General features: G+C 42.5%; 12 protein-coding genes. 6 read left to right on the forward strand and 6 right to left on the reverse strand.

Annotation, left to right across the window (positions count from 1 at the left end; all coding sequences use genetic code 11):
* Window position 1: 1 nt before the first annotated feature.
* Window positions 2-1,927 carry an LTA synthase family protein gene (locus HMAT_RS17025; RefSeq protein WP_199768692.1) on the forward strand — a complete coding sequence of 642 codons (1,926 nt, stop codon included), beginning with the start codon at window positions 2-4 and terminating at the stop codon, window positions 1,925-1,927.
* 6 nt (window positions 1,928-1,933) lie between these two features.
* On the opposite strand, the gene HMAT_RS17030 is transcribed toward HMAT_RS17025, so the two are convergent.
* From HMAT_RS17030 to HMAT_RS17045, 4 genes are all read right to left on the reverse strand, one after another.
* On the reverse strand, window positions 1,934-3,010 hold the full coding sequence (locus HMAT_RS17030) for a hypothetical protein (RefSeq protein WP_158655973.1): 1,077 nt from the start codon (window positions 3,008-3,010) through the stop codon (window positions 1,934-1,936).
* Between the two features lie 287 nt (window positions 3,011-3,297).
* Window positions 3,298-4,536, reverse strand: coding sequence for a 2-oxoglutarate dehydrogenase complex dihydrolipoyllysine-residue succinyltransferase (gene odhB / locus HMAT_RS17035; RefSeq protein WP_104384073.1), 1,239 nt, complete (start codon window positions 4,534-4,536; stop codon window positions 3,298-3,300).
* 63 nt (window positions 4,537-4,599) lie between these two features.
* The gene (locus HMAT_RS17040; protein ID WP_104384074.1) at window positions 4,600-7,341 is read right to left on the reverse strand and encodes a 2-oxoglutarate dehydrogenase E1 component; all 2,742 of its coding nucleotides are present in this window, start codon (window positions 7,339-7,341) and stop codon (window positions 4,600-4,602) included.
* 181 nt (window positions 7,342-7,522) lie between these two features.
* Entirely contained in the window at window positions 7,523-8,779 is a 1,257-nt protein-coding gene (locus HMAT_RS17045) for a deoxyribodipyrimidine photo-lyase (RefSeq protein ID WP_233789412.1), read from the reverse strand.
* Between the two features lie 464 nt (window positions 8,780-9,243).
* Here HMAT_RS17045 and HMAT_RS17050 point away from each other — a divergent pair, with 464 nt between their 5' ends.
* The 3 genes from HMAT_RS17050 to HMAT_RS17060 all read left to right on the forward strand — a co-directional run bounded on the left by HMAT_RS17050 (window position 9,244) and on the right by HMAT_RS17060 (window position 12,492).
* Window positions 9,244-10,113 (forward strand): NAD(P)-dependent oxidoreductase, encoded by an 870-nt coding sequence (locus HMAT_RS17050; protein ID WP_104384076.1) that lies wholly within the window; start codon window positions 9,244-9,246, stop codon window positions 10,111-10,113.
* A 166-nt stretch (window positions 10,114-10,279) separates the two neighbouring features.
* Window positions 10,280-12,118: a UbiD family decarboxylase gene (locus HMAT_RS17055; RefSeq protein WP_104384077.1), complete on the forward strand. Its 1,839-nt coding sequence runs from the start codon at window positions 10,280-10,282 to the stop codon at window positions 12,116-12,118.
* A 38-nt stretch (window positions 12,119-12,156) separates the two neighbouring features.
* Window positions 12,157-12,492, forward strand: coding sequence for a HopJ type III effector protein (locus HMAT_RS17060; RefSeq protein ID WP_104384078.1), 336 nt, complete (start codon window positions 12,157-12,159; stop codon window positions 12,490-12,492).
* 135 nt (window positions 12,493-12,627) lie between these two features.
* Here the strand turns inward: HMAT_RS17060 and HMAT_RS17065 are convergent, their stop codons facing one another.
* Together HMAT_RS17065 and HMAT_RS17070 are read right to left on the reverse strand one after the other, a co-directional pair.
* The gene (locus HMAT_RS17065; protein ID WP_104384079.1) at window positions 12,628-13,089 is read right to left on the reverse strand and encodes a VOC family protein; all 462 of its coding nucleotides are present in this window, start codon (window positions 13,087-13,089) and stop codon (window positions 12,628-12,630) included.
* A 227-nt stretch (window positions 13,090-13,316) separates the two neighbouring features.
* On the reverse strand, window positions 13,317-13,892 hold the full coding sequence (locus HMAT_RS17070) for a Crp/Fnr family transcriptional regulator (RefSeq protein WP_104384080.1): 576 nt from the start codon (window positions 13,890-13,892) through the stop codon (window positions 13,317-13,319).
* A 239-nt stretch (window positions 13,893-14,131) separates the two neighbouring features.
* Between HMAT_RS17070 and asnB the strand changes: the two genes are divergently transcribed.
* Together asnB and HMAT_RS17085 are read left to right on the forward strand one after the other, a co-directional pair.
* Window positions 14,132-15,820 carry an asparagine synthase B gene (asnB, locus tag HMAT_RS17075; RefSeq protein WP_104384081.1) on the forward strand — a complete coding sequence of 563 codons (1,689 nt, stop codon included), beginning with the start codon at window positions 14,132-14,134 and terminating at the stop codon, window positions 15,818-15,820.
* 230 nt (window positions 15,821-16,050) lie between these two features.
* Window positions 16,051-17,616: a M20/M25/M40 family metallo-hydrolase gene (locus HMAT_RS17085; RefSeq protein ID WP_104384083.1), complete on the forward strand. Its 1,566-nt coding sequence runs from the start codon at window positions 16,051-16,053 to the stop codon at window positions 17,614-17,616.
* The last annotated feature ends 1 nt before the right edge of the window (window position 17,617 follow it).

Consider the following 17,617-nt stretch of genomic DNA (forward strand, 5'->3'; position numbering starts at 1 on the left):
GATGAAATTAAGAGGAATACTAGCACCCTATATTGCAGTTGCTATTCGCTTTGCTTTTCTTTTAGTCGTTTATGCTTTACTACGTTGGGGATTCTACCTCGTCAATGCCTCCTTATTCCCCAATGTAAATGCGGGAAAACTGTTTGTGATGTTTGGCGGTGGCGTACGTTTCGATATCGTGGCCTTGCTCTATTTGAATATCCTCTATATTGTCATGCAAACAGTGCCCGGACCGTTCACCTATCATCAGACTTATCAACGGATTGCTAAATGGATTTTTGTAGTGGTCAACTCAATAGGAATAGCACTGAACCTAATTGATTATGCCTATTACCCATTTACACTAAAACGCACAACAGGCACCGTATTAAGTCAGTTTTCAAATGAAACCAATCTTTTTAAATTGGCATTTGATTTTTGTCTTGATTACTGGTATCTCCTGCTGGTATTTGCACTGCTCGTTTATGGCCTGTCCAAGTCGTATCAATTGATCCAACTGGAAAAACCGAAACGTTATTCCTGGAAATCTCTCCTGGTTCAGGTTCCCTTCTTTTTATTGACCGCTTTTCTTTTTATAGGTGGTGTCCGTGGCGGATGGGCACATAGCACCCGTCCGATCACTTTGAGCAACGCCGGTGATTATGTAGACACCCCCGAGGAAATGAATATTGTGCTGAATACACCATTCAGCATCCTGAAAACCTTAAAGGCGGTGAGCCTCAAGCCGATGAATTATTACCCGGAGCAGGAGCTGACCAAAATATATGACCCGATTCATCTTCCGCAGACGGATAAGCCTTTCAACAAAAAGAATGTTGTTGTCCTGATTTTGGAAAGTTTCGCAAAAGAGCATTTTGGCGAGCTGAATAAAGATATTCAAGGCGGAAAATATAAGGGATATACCCCTTTTCTGGATTCTCTGATTCGCCATGGCTATACTTTTACGGATACCTATGCCAACGGCCGGAAATCCATCGATGCCTTGCCGTCGGTCATTACGGGTATTCCATCCATCGGTGAACCATTTGTGCTATCGGTGTATTCCGGTAATGAAACGACCAGTCTAGCCAAACTTTTGAAAAAGAAAGGCTATGAAACCGCTTTTTTCCATGGTGCTCCAAACGGAAGTATGGGCTTCTCGGCTTATATGAAACTGGCGGGAATCCAACACTACTTTGGCAAAAACGAATACAATAACGATCAAGATTTTGATGGTATCTGGGGAATCTGGGATGAACCTTTTCTGCAGTTTACGGCCAATAAGATCAACACGTTGAAACAACCTTTTTTTGCGAGTTTCTTTTCGCTGTCTTCACATCATCCCTTTAAGGTACCCGAAAAATATCAGGGGAAATTTCCCAAAGGACCGCTGCCGGTACAGGAGCCGATCGGCTACACCGACAATGCCCTGCGTGAATTTTTTGCGACGGCCTCTAAAATGCCCTGGTTCAATAATACCTTATTTGTAATCTGCGCCGATCATGCTACCGTAAGTTACCTGCCGGAGTACCAGACTACAGCGGGCGGGTTTCAGATTCCGATTATATTTTATGCCCCTGGGGAGGGATTGGTCGGCAAAGCAGATAAGTTGGTCCAACAAATTGATATTATGCCCACGGTCTTAAATTACCTCCATTATGACGAACCTTATTTTGCATTTGGCTCGGATGCTTTTAAACCGGGAAGGGATAATTTTGTGCTGAACAATAATGCAGGAAGCTATAATTTTTATTATAAGGATTATATGATGTCTTATGATGGCCTTAAGCCGGTATCGCTTTATAATATGAAGCAAGATCGGTTGATGAAACAAGATTTACTCAAGCAACATCCTGCCATCTTGGATACCATGGAGACCAAGATGAAAGCTTTTATTCAGCAATATAACAATCGCATGATTGAAAATAAGCTAACCTATAAAAAATAGGTCGGCTTACTCCCCTTGCTTTTTCTGAAATTGCGCCCTGATACTCCTGTCGATAACAAATAGGATGAGGTCATAGACGATATAGATCAGAGGTAGCGTAAATAAGACCAGGAGGATATAGCCCCGGACATTATGCTCAAAGATGCCATTGATTAAGTAATTTGCCAGACTGGTCCAAAACCAGCAAAAGCCGTAAAATGACGCCGGTACAATAAGATTTCCTAGCAGCAGCGCATAACGATAAGCACCTGTTTTGTATTTTTTGTAGATATACCTGATGTGCAAATAGAGCAGTACAATGGATCCGATTAGGGCAAGGACTTCGGGATGGATCCACAGGAGTGCCTGTGCGGGAAACGATATTTTTTCGCCTACTTCGATTGTAAAACTGCCCTGTTTTCCGGGGGATTCAATGATCCAGTGAACGAGCGTGTCAGTTTGCTCTTTCGGGGTTCCCAAATTCTGCGCATAAGCCTTCATCTTATTTCCCGGGTGCAGGTATAGGTCAATAGGACCAAAGGACGACCAGTATTTGGAGGGAAACAGGAGGTATTCAATTTGGTATTTCGTCAGAATATCCCTTCGATCAAAGCCCATAAAAGCACGATACTGAACCTTGATGCTGTTTTCACCCTTGTGAAGCTTGGCCGTAAAATAAAATGCGTCACTCAGGTTAATTCGTTCCCATTCCGCTTTTCCATAGCTGATCTCATAATAACCATCTTTGAACCGTAGGAAAGAGAATTTTATGTCCGATGGATCCAAAGTGAGGGATTTTATCTCTTTTTGGTTAATGATCACCTTTTCTAATCCATCTAAATTGAGGGCAAGGAATACCAAAGGGAAGTCCATGTCTTCCTCCGCATGGATAATATATTCGATATTGAATTGGCTCTTATCATCATAATCCAGTGAATCGCGTACGATATGAATGTCTATTCGTTCGTGAAGTACTTTTGCTTTACCCGCAGGAACCAATTGCGCTGTGATGCTATGTGGACCAAACGGATTGGCCATATTGGCCGAGAGTGTCAACACAGCGAGCAAAAGAATTATCGTCAGGCCTATTATCTTTCTGTTCATAATTGTTTATTTAATGCATCTACCGTTCTGCTGGTCAAAACATGAACCTCGTTAGCTTATTTAATTCGCTGATAATCTATTATCAAACAAATATCCACAGTTGAAAGTATAAATTAAAAAGAAGAAATGAAAACCCTAATGTAGATTCGCGGCGGCAAATTTGGAAAAAGGTACGTCGCAAGGTTTATGTGGCGCGGGACAGGGAGCAATGATTGATATTCGCAAAAAGAAAAGACCTATACGACAATCGTATAGGTCTTTTCTTTGTTATCATATTTTGGTAGCAATTATACACCCAACAATAAACGAGCTGGATCTTCCAATAATTGTTTTACACGAACCAAGAAGCTTACTGACTCACGACCATCAATGATACGGTGGTCATAAGAAAGCGCGATATACATCATCGGACGGATCACAACCTGACCATTCTCCGCGATTGGGCGTTGAATGATGTTGTGCATACCCAAGATAGCCGATTGCGGTGCATTGATGATAGGCGTTGACATCATGGATCCAAATACACCACCATTGGTGATGGTAAATGTACCACCTGTCATTTCGTCGATCGTCAATTTGTTGTCACGTGCTTTACCTGCCAATGTAGCAATCGCTTTTTCGATTTGCTCCAATGACATTGCATCTGCATTACGGATAACTGGAACAACCAGACCTTTAGGTGCAGAAACTGCTATTGAAACGTCAGCAAAATCAGAATATACGATTTCGTTATCTTCGATACGGGCGTTTACAGCAGGCCATTCAGCCAATGCTGTGGTAACAGCTTTTGTAAAGAAAGACATGAATCCAAGACCGATTCCAAATTTCTCTTTGAAAGTATCTTTGTATTTAGCACGTAGATCCATGATCGGTTGCATATTGACTTCATTGAATGTTGTCAACATCGCTGTTTCGTTTTTAACGGCAACTAAGCGTTTTGCGATCGTTTTACGTAATGAAGATAATTTCTCACGACGTTCGTTTCTAGAACCCGCCACAGGAGCAACTGTCGCAGCTGGAGCCGCAGCAGGTTTTGCAGCTGGCGCAGCAGCTTTAGCAACAGGTTGAGCTTTCTCTGCATCTTCTTTTGTGATGCGGCCATCTTTACCTGTTCCTTTTATAGTTGAAGGATCAATTCCTTTTTCTCTCAAAATTTTTGCAGCAGCAGGGGAAGCCGTACCAGCAGCATAGCTGTCTGGATCTTCGTCTTTTGCAGCAGCAGCCGGAGCAGCAGTTGATGATGCCTCAGCAGCAGGCGCGGCAGCCGGAGCTGAACCACCAGCCGGAGCTTCACCTTCTTCAATTGTACAAACGACAGCACCGATTTCTAAAGTATCACCTTCTTGTGCAATGATTCTTAAGATACCTGCTTTTTCAGCTGGTAATTCAAACGTTGCTTTGTCTGATTCCAGTTCGGCGATGTTTTCATCCATCTCCACATAATCGCCATCTTGTTTCAACCATTGTGATAAGGTTACCTCCGTGATTGATTCACCTACGGTTGGTACTTTAATTTCTAAGCTCATATATAATGTTCTTTATTGACAATTGCGTCCTATACATAAGACGCAATTGATTTTAAATTGTTTTTATTCGAATGATTTATTTAAGATCTCTGCTTGTTGAGCAACGTGTTGTTTCATATAACCTGTTGCTGTACTTCCGCTTTCTTTACGCGCTACGAAACCTGTAAATGCAATCTCAGTACCCATCAGTTTGCGGCAGTAGTAAGACCATGCACCCATGTTCTCATTTTCCTCTTGTACCCATACAAACTCTTTGGCTTTATTGTATTTTTTACGGATTGCCTTTAATTGCTCTGTTGGAATTGGGAACAATTGTTCGATACGGACGATCGCAACATCCTTACGTTTATCCGCTTCTTGTTTTTCCAATAGGTCATAATAAACTTTACCGGAACAGAACAATACGCGTTTTACATCTTTTGCAGCAACATTTGCGTCGTCAATAACTTCTTGGAATACACCTTCTGTGAAGTCCTTCAATGGAGATACCACTTTCGGGTGACGCAACAAGGATTTTGGTGTAAATACCACCAATGGCTTGCGGAATTCACGTACCAGTTGACGGCGCAATAAATGGAAGTAGTTGGCCGGTAATGTACAGTTTGCCAAGACCATGTTCTCATTCGCACATAATTCCAGGAATCTTTCAATACGTGCCGAAGAGTGCTCAGGGCCCTGTCCTTCCATACCATGTGGAAGCATCATGACCAAACCGTTTGAACGTTTCCATTTTGTTTCCGCACTTGACAGATATTGATCCACGATGATTTGAGCACCATTGTAGAAATCACCAAATTGTGCTTCCCAAATTGTTAATGAATTTGGATTGGAAGAGGCATAACCATACTCAAAACCCAAAACAGCATATTCTGAAAGTAATGAATTATAGATGGAGAATTTATCACCCCCTTTGATATTGGCTAAAGGAACATATTTTTCTTCAGAATCTTCCAGTGTCAATACCGCATGACGGTGTGAGAATGTACCACGTTGTACATCCTGGCCGGAGATACGAACACGGTTGCCTTGATCCAATAAAGTCGCATAAGCCATTAATTCACCCATTGCCCAATCGTATGCGTCATTGCTGATCATTTTAGCACGATCTTCGAATAAACGCGTGATCTTACGGAAGAATTTCTTGTCCGCAGGTAATGTCGTGATCTCTTTCGCTAGTTTTAAGAATAAATCTTTTGCAACTTTAGTTTTATCTGTCGTTGTTAAAACCTCTCCTTTTTTTGCCGGACGTAGTCCTTCCCATGCACCTTTAAACATCGGAATATCTTCAGTCAATACTTCAACTGTTTTTGCTTCCTCAAATTTAGTCTGCAATTCGGCCTTAAATTCTTTTTCTATACTTTTTGAATACGCTTCATCAATGCTTCCTTCGGAGATTAATTTTTTTGCGTATACTTCTTTCGGATTCGGATGTTTTTCTATGATTTTGTACAACAAAGGTTGTGTGAACTTAGGCTCATCTGCCTCGTTGTGACCAAATCTTCTGTAACATAATAAGTCGATAAATACGTCTGTTTTGTATTTTTGACGGTATTCAACAGCTAGGTTAATCGCATAAACTACAGCCTCAGCATCATCCCCATTGACATGAAATACGGGTGAAGAAGTGATTTTTGCGACATCAGTACAATAGGTGCCTGAACGAGCGTCTTTATAATTCGTTGTAAAACCGATCTGATTATTGATAACGATATGTACTGTACCACCAGTTTTATAGCCGTCTAGTTTGGACATTTGAGTCACCTCATATACCACGCCTTGACCCGCGATTGCAGCATCACCATGAATAATGATCGGCGCAATTTTCGATGAGTCACCATCGTATTTGAAGTCGATTTTAGAACGGACCATACCTTCGACAATTGGATCTACTGTTTCCAAATGGGAGGGGTTGGGTGCCAAACTCAGGTGAACGGATTTGCCATCGTTGGTTTTTACTTCAGAAGAGAAACCCAAGTGGTATTTTACGTCACCACCGAAGTTTACTTCAGGATCGTCTGCATAGGTTTTACCTTCAAATTCCGAGAAGATGGATTTGTAAGATTTACCCATGATATTGGTCAATACGTTCAAACGGCCACGGTGTGCCATACCGATAACAAACTCTTGGATGCCAATTTCCGAACCTTTTTCGATAACGGAGTCCAATGCAGGGATTAAACTTTCTGCACCTTCCAAAGAGAAACGTTTTTGACCTAAAAATTTAGTGCCTAAAAAGTTTTCAAATACAACGGCATGGTTAAGTTTGTTCAGGATTCTCTTTTTGGTATCCAAAGAGAATTTCGGTACATTGCGGTCCGCCTCCATGCGGTCCTGTAACCATTTTATCTTTTCTGGATTACGGATATATTTGAATTCTGCACCAATGGAACGGCAGTAGGTATCTTCAACCAGTTGACGGATATCTTTTAATGTTGCTGGACCTAAGCCAACTTCAACACCTGCATTGAAAACTGTGTTCATGTCTGCTTCAGCAAGACCAAACGTTTCCAATTCCTTTCCAGGGTAGTACTTACGTCTTTCGCGAACAGGATTGGTGTGTGTGAAGAGGTGGCCGCGATCACGGTAACCATTGATCATGTTCAGCACATTGATTTCTTTCAATACGTGCTCAGGAGTAGCTTCGCCTACTGAACTTGTCGTTCCACCAGCATTTTGACCGAAATCAAAACCTTCAAAGAATTTTTGCCATCCGAAATCTACCGATTGGGGATCTTGCTTGTACGATTGATATAAGCCATCGACATAAGCCGAATCAGCATTACTCAAATATGTCAGATTGTCCATTTACAATTAAAACTATGAAATTTGTCAAAGTTATGAATAAAAAAAGAGTTTCTAATACTGAAATTGAATAATTTAATCAATAAATCTATCCAATTCTTAACATTTTTAGCAGGATTTAAAAAGGGGTTATTATGCCCTACAAATTTCTTTTGTTTTGAAATTATTTATTTCTGCCGAAGATTTATTTAGCAAATAATTCATCCAATTTTGGAAGGCCATTAGGGAAATTTGTTTTGATCAATTTTTGCCAGTCCAAGGCCTTATTGTCCTTATCACTGGTCCCCACACCGGCGATATGTGACCATTGGCCATATACTGTAGCTGGAGAATAATCCAATAGTTGTTCTTCAAACCAGGAGGCGCCCTTTAACCAATTGACCTGATATTCATGCACCAGGTAACTTGCCGCAATCAATCCGGCTTGGTAGGGAATGAAACCTGTTTTTTTGAGCTGTATCATCGTGCTATTGATAAAGTCATGGTCTGTCTTTCCGGATTTCCACTTCTCAAATAGCTCCTCATTTACTGTTAATGCCGGAATATCGACCGCATTGCTATTTTTCGTGCCCAAGGGCTTGAAAAATATATTGGGATATTTTTTGAGCATAAAACGGAAATAATCCCGCCAAAGTAAGCCATCTATTATTTTTTCGAATCGTTTGTCCTTTTTTCCTTCCCCCAATTTCTTAATGTTGTTATAAAGAAGGATTGGAGATAAAGCTCCAGCAGCAATGAATGGACCTAATATGACCGGATCCTGCTCTGTCTCCGGGTAAGTGGACAAAACCGAATGCATAATACTCAATGCCGTGTCTTCGCCGCCCAATATATAGATGTCATCAACAGACTTAATCTCCTCGTCCGAATAGCCCAGGTCTTTTAGCGTCGGGATCTTGGTGTCTTCCAGATGTGGCGGGGTCAGGAAATTGGACGGAAATGGTATCGGTTGGCGTACCGAGCTCTCGCGCTCTACCTTTTTCTTAAAAACGGAAAATCCATTTGGAATATCCTTGATCGGAAAAGGAAGGTCCTCTTTATGGTAAAGGGTGTGGCCAATAAAGTGGCGAAGGTTGATTTTGGCGCTCCACAACTCACTTTCTACTTTCTCCGAGATAGAAGTCTCGCGAAGGGCAACCTCCCGATGGTGGTAGACTTCGTTGACCTGGTATTTTTGAGCAATCCGCGGGATAATATCCTCAGGCTTGCCAATATAAGTCAGCAGGTCACTGCCATGGCTTTTTAATTTCTCTTTTAGGGCAGTGACTGCTTCGATCACAAAAGCAGCACGCAGCACACCTGTATTTAATGTACCAAATTGATTGCGCTCAAAATAACGGGGATCAAAACAATAGACCGGAATGATGAAGGAACTCTTCTCAGAGGCTTGATAAAAAACTTCATTGTCATGAAGTCTTAAATCATTTCTAAACCAGATCATTGTAGCCCTTTTGTCCATAGAGGTGAAGATAAATACTTTTTAGTGCAGCCTATTTTCAGAAGATTTACAAATATATAAGGATATTGTGTTTGTGAAAATATTTGGCCAGGAATTGACATAAAAAGGACAAAGAAGTGGTTTTAGACAAAATTGCGGCGAGGGATAAATCCGGAACAGTGTCCTTGCCGGTTTTTAATTCAGTGATAGAAAATGGCTTAACTGACCGATGATCATTCCTTTGCCGGAAAAAACAAGGTATTTCAACAGAAAAATAAAAATAGTGTTAAACTTATTTGATGTTTCTCTGTTCTAAAATCAGGGAATTATGATATTAGTTAGTCAGCGTTTTGGAAAACAAAACCATCTGGAGCTTTCACAATCTATTGGACAGCTCGAATGGGATAGACCGATAAAATCAACTCATTTATGCCATTGAAAGCGAGTGCTCAGAAATAATTATAAGGATGAAAAAGGTTTTAATCAGTGGGCTAAATACCTATTTAGGACGGCGGGCGTCATGCTATTTACAAACAAAAGATTTTGATGTTACAGGTTTGGTGCGAAACTTATCCATTTTTAATAAAATTGTGAAAGAGAAGGTAACAGCTAAACTTTTTGAACTCGATCTCTTACGAAAGGGACCCGCGTATGATAATTTTCAGATCAGTGACTTGAACTTTGGGATTTATTTTACACAGGTACCTTCGCTCGATAATGATATTCAGCTTCAACTGGAGCTGCTGGGACTCCGTAATTTTGTTGAAATCTGTAAGCGGGCGGGCAATAACCGGGTGATTTATGTGGCCCGATTGATGGATGAGCATTTTTTGGACCCTGTTCGCAACCTCCTGGAGGCTTTGCGGGTGCAGTATACCATCGTGGTCAAAAGTAGTGTCATTGGAAAAGAAAGTGTATTAAATCGAATTTTTAGCAAACTGGCCAAAAAACAGACCGTATTCTATTGGAACTGGGTAGCCTCCCTGAAATTTCATCCTTTACCCCTGCTGGATGTTTACCGCTGGCTTCGGGAAATGCCCTGGGAGAGTAATTTTATTTCTGAGGTGATTTACCTCGGCGGACATGAAGAAGTGACATTTAGAAACTTATTTTATCAATTTCTTAGTTCCACTTCCAATTCACAAAAACGGGAGATCGGAGTGAATAAATTCTTTGCGAAATTACTCCTAAGCCGGTTTAACGATATCAATAAGGAAGATATTGATGAATTTAGACGGGTGCTTTATTATGAAAAAAATGTAGACAACTCAACCTGGCAGAAAGTCCAGACCTTTGAATTCACCCCATTGAAAGCCTATGTCAGCATGGATACCTGATTGTTTGATACCTAATATCCGATCATAGTCGGGGGTGATCCCTTTGTTTGATTTTCCGGTCCCTGCTGCGCTACGCATGGGGATGTTTTTTCTGGTGTGAATAATTATTTACTTCTGATTTATTCTGTTAAATTTGTGGATTAACGCGTTGATACAGATTTAATATATGGGATACAATAGTCTCGCAGCATGTGTTGCGGATCTTGAGAAACATGGTCATTTAATCCGGATTAAAGAGGAAGTTGATCCTTACCTGGAAATGGCTGCAATTCATATGCGGGTGTTTGATGTAGCCGGACCGGCACTGTATTTTGAGAATATCAAAGGCTCGGAATTTCCCGCCGTATCCAATTTATTTGGAACGTTGGACCGGTCGAAGTTTATGTTCCGTGATTCATTGGGCCATCTAAAAAAACTGGTAGATGTCAAAATGAACCCGGGTGCTGTGTTAAAAAAGCCATTCCAGTACATCGGTTCATCCATGACCGCCTTGGGTGCCCTGCCCTGGAAGAAGAAATCAGGGGCTCCGATCCTCCATGGTAAAACAAGCATTGGTAAACTTCCTCAAATTGTCAATTGGCCGATGGATGGTGGGGCTTTTGTTACCATGCCTCAGGTATATACCGAAGATGTAAGTAAGCCCGGGATCATGCAGGCCAACCTGGGCATGTACCGAATTCAGCTTTCAGGCAACGATTATATCCCGGATCGGGAAATTGGACTGCATTATCAGTTGCACCGCGGAATAGGTATCCATCAAACGAAAGCCAATGCGCTCGGCGTGCCACTTAAGGTAAGCATCTTTGTGGGCGGTCCGCCGGCGCATCCTTTGTCTGCGGTCATGCCGCTACCCGAAGGACTTTCTGAAATGATCTTTGCCGGTGCATTAGGGAATAGAAGGTTTCGCTATTTCTATGATCATGAAGGTTTTTGCATTTCTGCAGATGCAGATTTTGTTATTACGGGTACAGTATATCCCAATGAGAATAAACCGGAGGGGCCTTTCGGTGATCATATTGGCTATTACAGCCTTACCCATCCTTTTCCCCTGATGAAAGTGCATAATGTATACCATAAGAAAGATCCAATCTGGTCTTTTACCGTGGTGGGGCGACCGCCACAGGAGGATACAAGCTTCGGAGCACTGATTCATGAGATCACAGGGGCTGCGATCCCGCAGGAGATCTCCGGACTGCACGCTGTCAACGCAGTCGATGCGGCAGGAGTACATCCTTTATTGTTTGCGATCGGATCGGAGCGCTATACTCCTTATCAGACGGTGGACCGCCCGCAGGAAATTTTAACCATTGCCAATCAGATTCTCGGAAAAAATCAGCTGAGTTTAGCCAAATACCTTTTTATCTCAGCGCATGAGGATAATCCCAAATTGGATATCTACGATATTCCGGGATTCTTCGGTCATATCCTGGAGCGCATTGATCCGACAAGAGATCTCCATTTTCAGACCAATACAACGATAGATACCTTGGATTACTCGGGTGATGGATTAAACGCGGGATCAAAGGTGGTATTTGCGGCTGCAGGTACCAAGAAAAGAGCGCTAGCGCGCGAACTGCCGGCAAATTTTGATCTGCCAAGACCTTTCAACCGAGCGAAGTTTGTTATCCCGGGTGTATTGGCGGTAGAAGGAGCAGCCTTTACGAACTATGCGGATGAAGCTACGCTGATCAGGGAATGGTGCCTTGCCGCTGAAGGGTTGGCCTGGGAAGGTTTTCCATTGTTGGTATTGTGCGATGACGCTGGTTTTACCGCTGAGACAGTCAATAATTTTGTCTGGACAACCTTTACACGCAGTAACCCCGCATTTGATATTCATGGCATTAAGAGCTTTACTGCTTTCAAACATTGGGGCTGTGAAGGGCCAATTATTATTGATGCACGTAGCAAGCCACATCATGCCCCGGCATTGATTAAAGACGCGGCTGTGGAGAAACGTGTTGACCAATTGGGAGCCAAAGGGGGCTCGCTACACGGAATAATTTAAGGACAATTAAGCAAAATAAGTATAGACAATTTAATCTGATGAAAACAGAAGAATTATTAGCAAAGTCAAAAGATAATCAGCTACAGTTTCAGGATGTACTGGATCATATTGCAGAAAACTACCATTATAGTCCAGCGGCATTTCACAATGGGAACCTGAAAAATACGGCTACGGAAAATCAGGGAAGCGCAAAAGTATTGTATTTTGCCAAATACCAGGATCTTTCAGTGGCAGACACCTTGTTTTTGTTTGCCGAGCACTATCAAAATGTGTTGGATAACCCAACAGGCGAAGGGCATCAAAATATCCGGCAGTTTATGGCGAATGGCTGGAACGGTGTTGTTTTTGATGCCGATGTCCTGAGCGCTAAGTAAAATCAGGTAGGTAGCTTTGCCGTTTAGTCGAATGCAAACCAATATCGCTCAGGAGGGTGTTGTAATTATAAAATAGAAATGGGGCTTCCGATGAAGCCCCATTCTCATATGCTGATCTATCGCATCACAATTTTTTTAGCCTTTACTTTCGCAATCTTCATCTTTGCTGCCGCCGAAATAGACCATCCAGCAGATGCCAAACTGATCTTGGAATGCGCTGTATAGCTCCGCGAAAAATGTTTCACCCAAAGGCATTTCCACTACTTTTGCGTTGACGCTGAGGGCTTCATAGAGTGTTTTGGCTTCATCGCCGTTGTCACACATCAACATCACATAAGTATTGTTGCCCTGTACATAGTGCTGGCCGAAAGCAGGAATGACGTCTGCTCCCATAAGCATGCTCTCGCCATTGATTGAAATGGCCGTATGGCAGATCTTGTTTTTGGCTTCATCCGGAACTGGAGGCATTTGCGGATCTGCCGGAATATCGCCATAACGCATGTATCCCGGATTTTTTGTTTTAAAGACTTTTTCGTAAAACGTGAAAGCTTCTTCACAGTTGCCGTTGAAATTTAAATAAGCGTGTAATTTTGCCATGATTTCTAATTTTTGAATATATCGATTATTTTTTTAGCGTTGATCTTTTGCTCTTTGATGATTTCAAAAGATCAACGCAATACCTTATTTTCTCAAATTTTCTTTCCTATAGCATAGTGACCAGGAGGACTATCTTCGGAAGTGAAGATAAAATTAAGCGGAACTTTCGATAAAAATCTTGCCCTAAGGCAAGATTTGAAAATAGACTTTTGTCGATGGAAAAACCATTAATTGCCGTGAACAATTTCTTTGCGGATGCGGCTTAAAGAGGTGTCTGTGATGCCCAGATACGAAGCAATATGTTTCAGTGGAGCCTGCTGGATCAGGATGGGTTTTTCTTTTATCAGGCGCAGATAGCGGCTAGTAGCGGGCTCGGTAATCATCGCGATAGCTCTATTTTTGCTGTGAACCAGTTCCTGCGCCATCCATGAACGTCCCCATTCCCTAAATTCGGGGATGCGATGGAATAATTCCTGATGATCTTCAAATCGTATTTTCCAAAGCTTTGTGTCCGCAAGCGCCTGTATATTTTCCACTGTGGGGGTACGCTGGAAAAAAGATGCGACCTCGATCACCACGTCGTTATCACTACAAAAACCGATGGTGACTTCGTTGCCTTCGTAGTCGTGTAAAAAAGACCGAGTAAGCCCATGTTCTATTAAATAATAGGCATTGGACACCTGTCCTTTGCTTAAGATAAAGTCGCCTTTTTTTATTGTAATGGCCTGGTGCTTCTCTTTTATGGAATTCAGTTCGTCCGGCGTGATAGCGAGGCCACTGTAAAAAGTTCCTATTAGATCCATTGTCCTTTGGTTTATTTGATTACCTAGTGAATTTAAAGATAAATCTTGAAATGTGTTGTTAATATAATGTGTGATTATTGTAAACAAAACGCTGTTTTATTGCTAATTTGATTTGTTTGAATAATTATTATTGATAAAAATATAATAAAATTTAAAAATTATTATGAATTTAGTTTTTAATTGTTTTACTTTGTATCAATAACATAATGTAAAAACGAAATATTTAAAATTTTCATAATATGTGTGGAATTATTGGCGCTTTTGAATTGAAGCAACCTGCAGACTCATTGAGACCCCAAGTATTGGAAATGTCAAAACGTATTCGTCACCGTGGTCCAGACTGGTCTGGTATATTCACTGGCGAGAAAGCTTTATTGGCACATGAGCGATTAGCCATCGTTGATCCGAAATCAGGTAGTCAACCTTTGTACAGCCCGGATGGTAAAGTAGTACTGGCTGTGAACGGCGAAATCTATAACCACCATGAATTAAGAAATAGTCTTCCGGATTATGAATTCGCAACACAAAGCGATTCGGAAGTGATATTGGCACTTTATCTGGCCAAGGGACCATCGTTTGTCGATGAGCTGAATGGTATCTTTGGCTTCGCACTATACGATTCACGTGATGATTCATTTTTTGTTGCCCGTGACCACATGGGAATTATCCCTTTGTATTATGGAAAGGACGCACAGGGACAACTGTTCGTGGCGTCTGAATTAAAATCACTGGAGGGTTTCTGTGAGACGATTGAACAATTTCCTCCGGGACATTATGTATATAGCAAAGAAGGTACGGCCCCGCAGCGCTGGTATCAACGGGACTGGGAAAGTTACGCTACGGTAAAAGACAACGAGACTGATATTGCTGTTTTGCGTAAAGCACTGGAAGATGCGGTACATCGCCAGTTGATGTCTGATGTACCTTATGGCGTATTGCTGTCGGGCGGACTTGATTCTTCAGTGATTGCTGCCGTGACCAAAAAGTTTGCGTCCAAACGTATTGAAACAGACGATAAAGAAGACGCTTGGTATCCACAATTGCATTCTTTTGCCGTGGGTCTGAAAGGTGCGCCGGATTTAATCGCTGCACAAAAAGCAGCGGATCATATCGGAACAATCCATCATGAAATCAACTTTACCATTCAGGAAGGCCTGGACGCTATCCGTGACGTGATCTATCACTTGGAAACCTATGATGTCACGACTGTACGTGCTTCAACACCGATGTACTTATTGGCGCGTGTGATTAAATCCATGGGGATTAAAATGGTGCTTTCTGGTGAAGGCTCTGATGAGCTTTTTGGTGGCTATCTGTACTTTCATAAGGCGCCTAATGCACAGGAGTTTCACGAAGAAACAGTCCGTAAGCTGAAAAAACTGTATCTCTACGACTGCTTACGTGCCAATAAATCGCTGGCAGCCTGGGGCGTCGAAGGACGTGTGCCTTTCCTTGATAAAGAATTTATGGATATCGCCATGCGTATCAATCCATCGGATAAGATGATCCGTGATGGCCGAATGGAGAAATGGGTCGTGCGTAAGGCTTTTGAAGATTATCTTCCGGAAAGCATTGCTTGGCGCCAAAAGGAACAGTTTTCGGATGGGGTCGGATATAGCTGGATTGATACCTTAAAAGAACAGGCAGAAAACAAGGTTTCAGATCAAGAATTTGCTGCCGCTGCGGCACGTTTTCCGATGAATACGCCAAAAAATAAAGAAGAGTTTTTGTACCGCACCATCTTTGAATCACATTTCCCGTCTACTGCTGCCGCTCAGACCGTCCCATCGGTAAAATCTGTTGCTTGTAGCACGCCAGAAGCACTGGCATGGGATGCTTCATTCCAGAACCTGAACGATCCATCGGGTAGGGCTGTAGCCTCCGTACATCAGGAAAGTTATGAGAAATCCAAAGTCGAAGCCGTGTAACTAATCAACCAATATCATATAATGTGGTAATAGGGGTATCCGTGGATATCCCTATTTTTTTTGCGCTGTAAATCCCGAAAGTATGATCCCGGCTTCGGTAAAACATAGGCTGTTGAGGAATTGCTTTTGCATAAACAGTGCCATGCGTATGTTTTTTTGAATTATCTTTTGTAAATTTCGGAAAACCAGTCCTGCCAAACCTACAGGATGTTGAACGAATTAACATACGAATGAAAGAATATAGGAAACAAAGCAATCTGAAGTCTTTTGGACTGGCATTTTTGCTGTTGAGCAATACAGCGATATTTGCGCAAGATAAGGATGCCGTCGTTGCTAGCATTGTCCAGGAAGCCCAGGCTAATTCGCAGCTCGAAAATTATGCGTTTGAACTTGTCGATATGATCGGCCCACGTCTGGTGGGAAGCCCGCAGATGCAACAGGCACACGAGTGGGTGGTCAAACAGTATACCGCGCTGGGGGCGGATGCGCGTAATGAAGCTTATGGTGAATGGCGCTCCTGGGAGAGAGGGACCTCCCAGGTGACCATGACTTATCCGCGGATTAAATCGCTCGAAGGAACTCAGCTGGCTTTTAGTCCGACGACGAAAGAAAAAGGCGTGGAAGCTGAGGTGGTGGCGATGCCATTGTTTCGTTCTCAAGCTGACTTTCAATCCTGGCTAAAGGCAGTTAAAGGTAAAATTGTCCTGATCGGGATGAACCCTATTTCAGGCCGATCCGATGCCAACTGGAAGGAATCGGCTTCTGCCAAAGCTTATGAAAAATATCAGGCGCTCAAAAGTGAGCAGTTCAGACAATGGGAGCTTAGTATGTCTTATACAGGGAGTACGCGACGGACTTTGCCGTTGGCCCTGGAAGCCGCCGGCGCTGTAGGGGTGATCGATTCTTATTGGACCGAACTGCCGGGTATTACGCGCATTTTTGATGCAAAATCCAAACATGTTCCGGTATTCAATATTGCTTTGGAAGATTATAGCCTCCTTTATCGCATGGCTGAACGTGGTATCAAGCCACGTATACTTTTGCAGGGAAAATCCAGGGAACTTGGAACGGCCAAGACGTATAACAGTATTGCTGAGATCAAGGGGAAAGAAAAACCAAATGAATATGTGGTATTGTCCGCGCATTTGGATTCCTGGGATGGAGCTTCAGGGGCAACGGACAATGCAACCGGGGTCATCACGATGATGGAGGCTGTTCGTATCCTGCGAAAAGTGTACCCTGATAACAAAAGAACCATTCTGGTGGGCAACTGGGGCAGCGAGGAACAGGGGCTGAACGGCTCGTCGGCTTTTGTCGAAGATCATCCCGATGTCGCTAAAAATATTCAGGTGGTTTGGAACCAGGATAATGGGACCGGACGCATCGTGCGCATCGCCGGAAGTGGTTTTGAAAAAGCTTATGAATACATTGGCCGTTGGCTGCAATATCTACCCGAAGAATTTCGTAATGAAATCCAGACCAGTTTTCCGGGTATGCCTGGGACCGGGGGGAGTGACCATTCTTCTTTCGTCCAAAAAGGAATTCCGGCTTTTGGTCTTTCCTCCACCTCCTGGGATTATGGAAAGGTAACCTGGCATACCAATCGGGATACGTACGATAAAATTGTTTTTGATGAAGTCCGGCAAAATGCGATTATCGTTGCGGTGTTGACTTACCTGGCCTGCGAGGAACCGAGCTTGGTATCGCGCGACAAAATTGTGCTGCCCGTAGATAAGACAGGTAAACAAATGTCCTGGCCGACAAATTTACAATCCAAAAGAACAAGTGGTAATTGAC

The organism is Sphingobacterium sp. HMA12 (genome assembly GCF_002933815.1).
GTDB lineage: Bacteria > Bacteroidota > Bacteroidia > Sphingobacteriales > Sphingobacteriaceae > Sphingobacterium.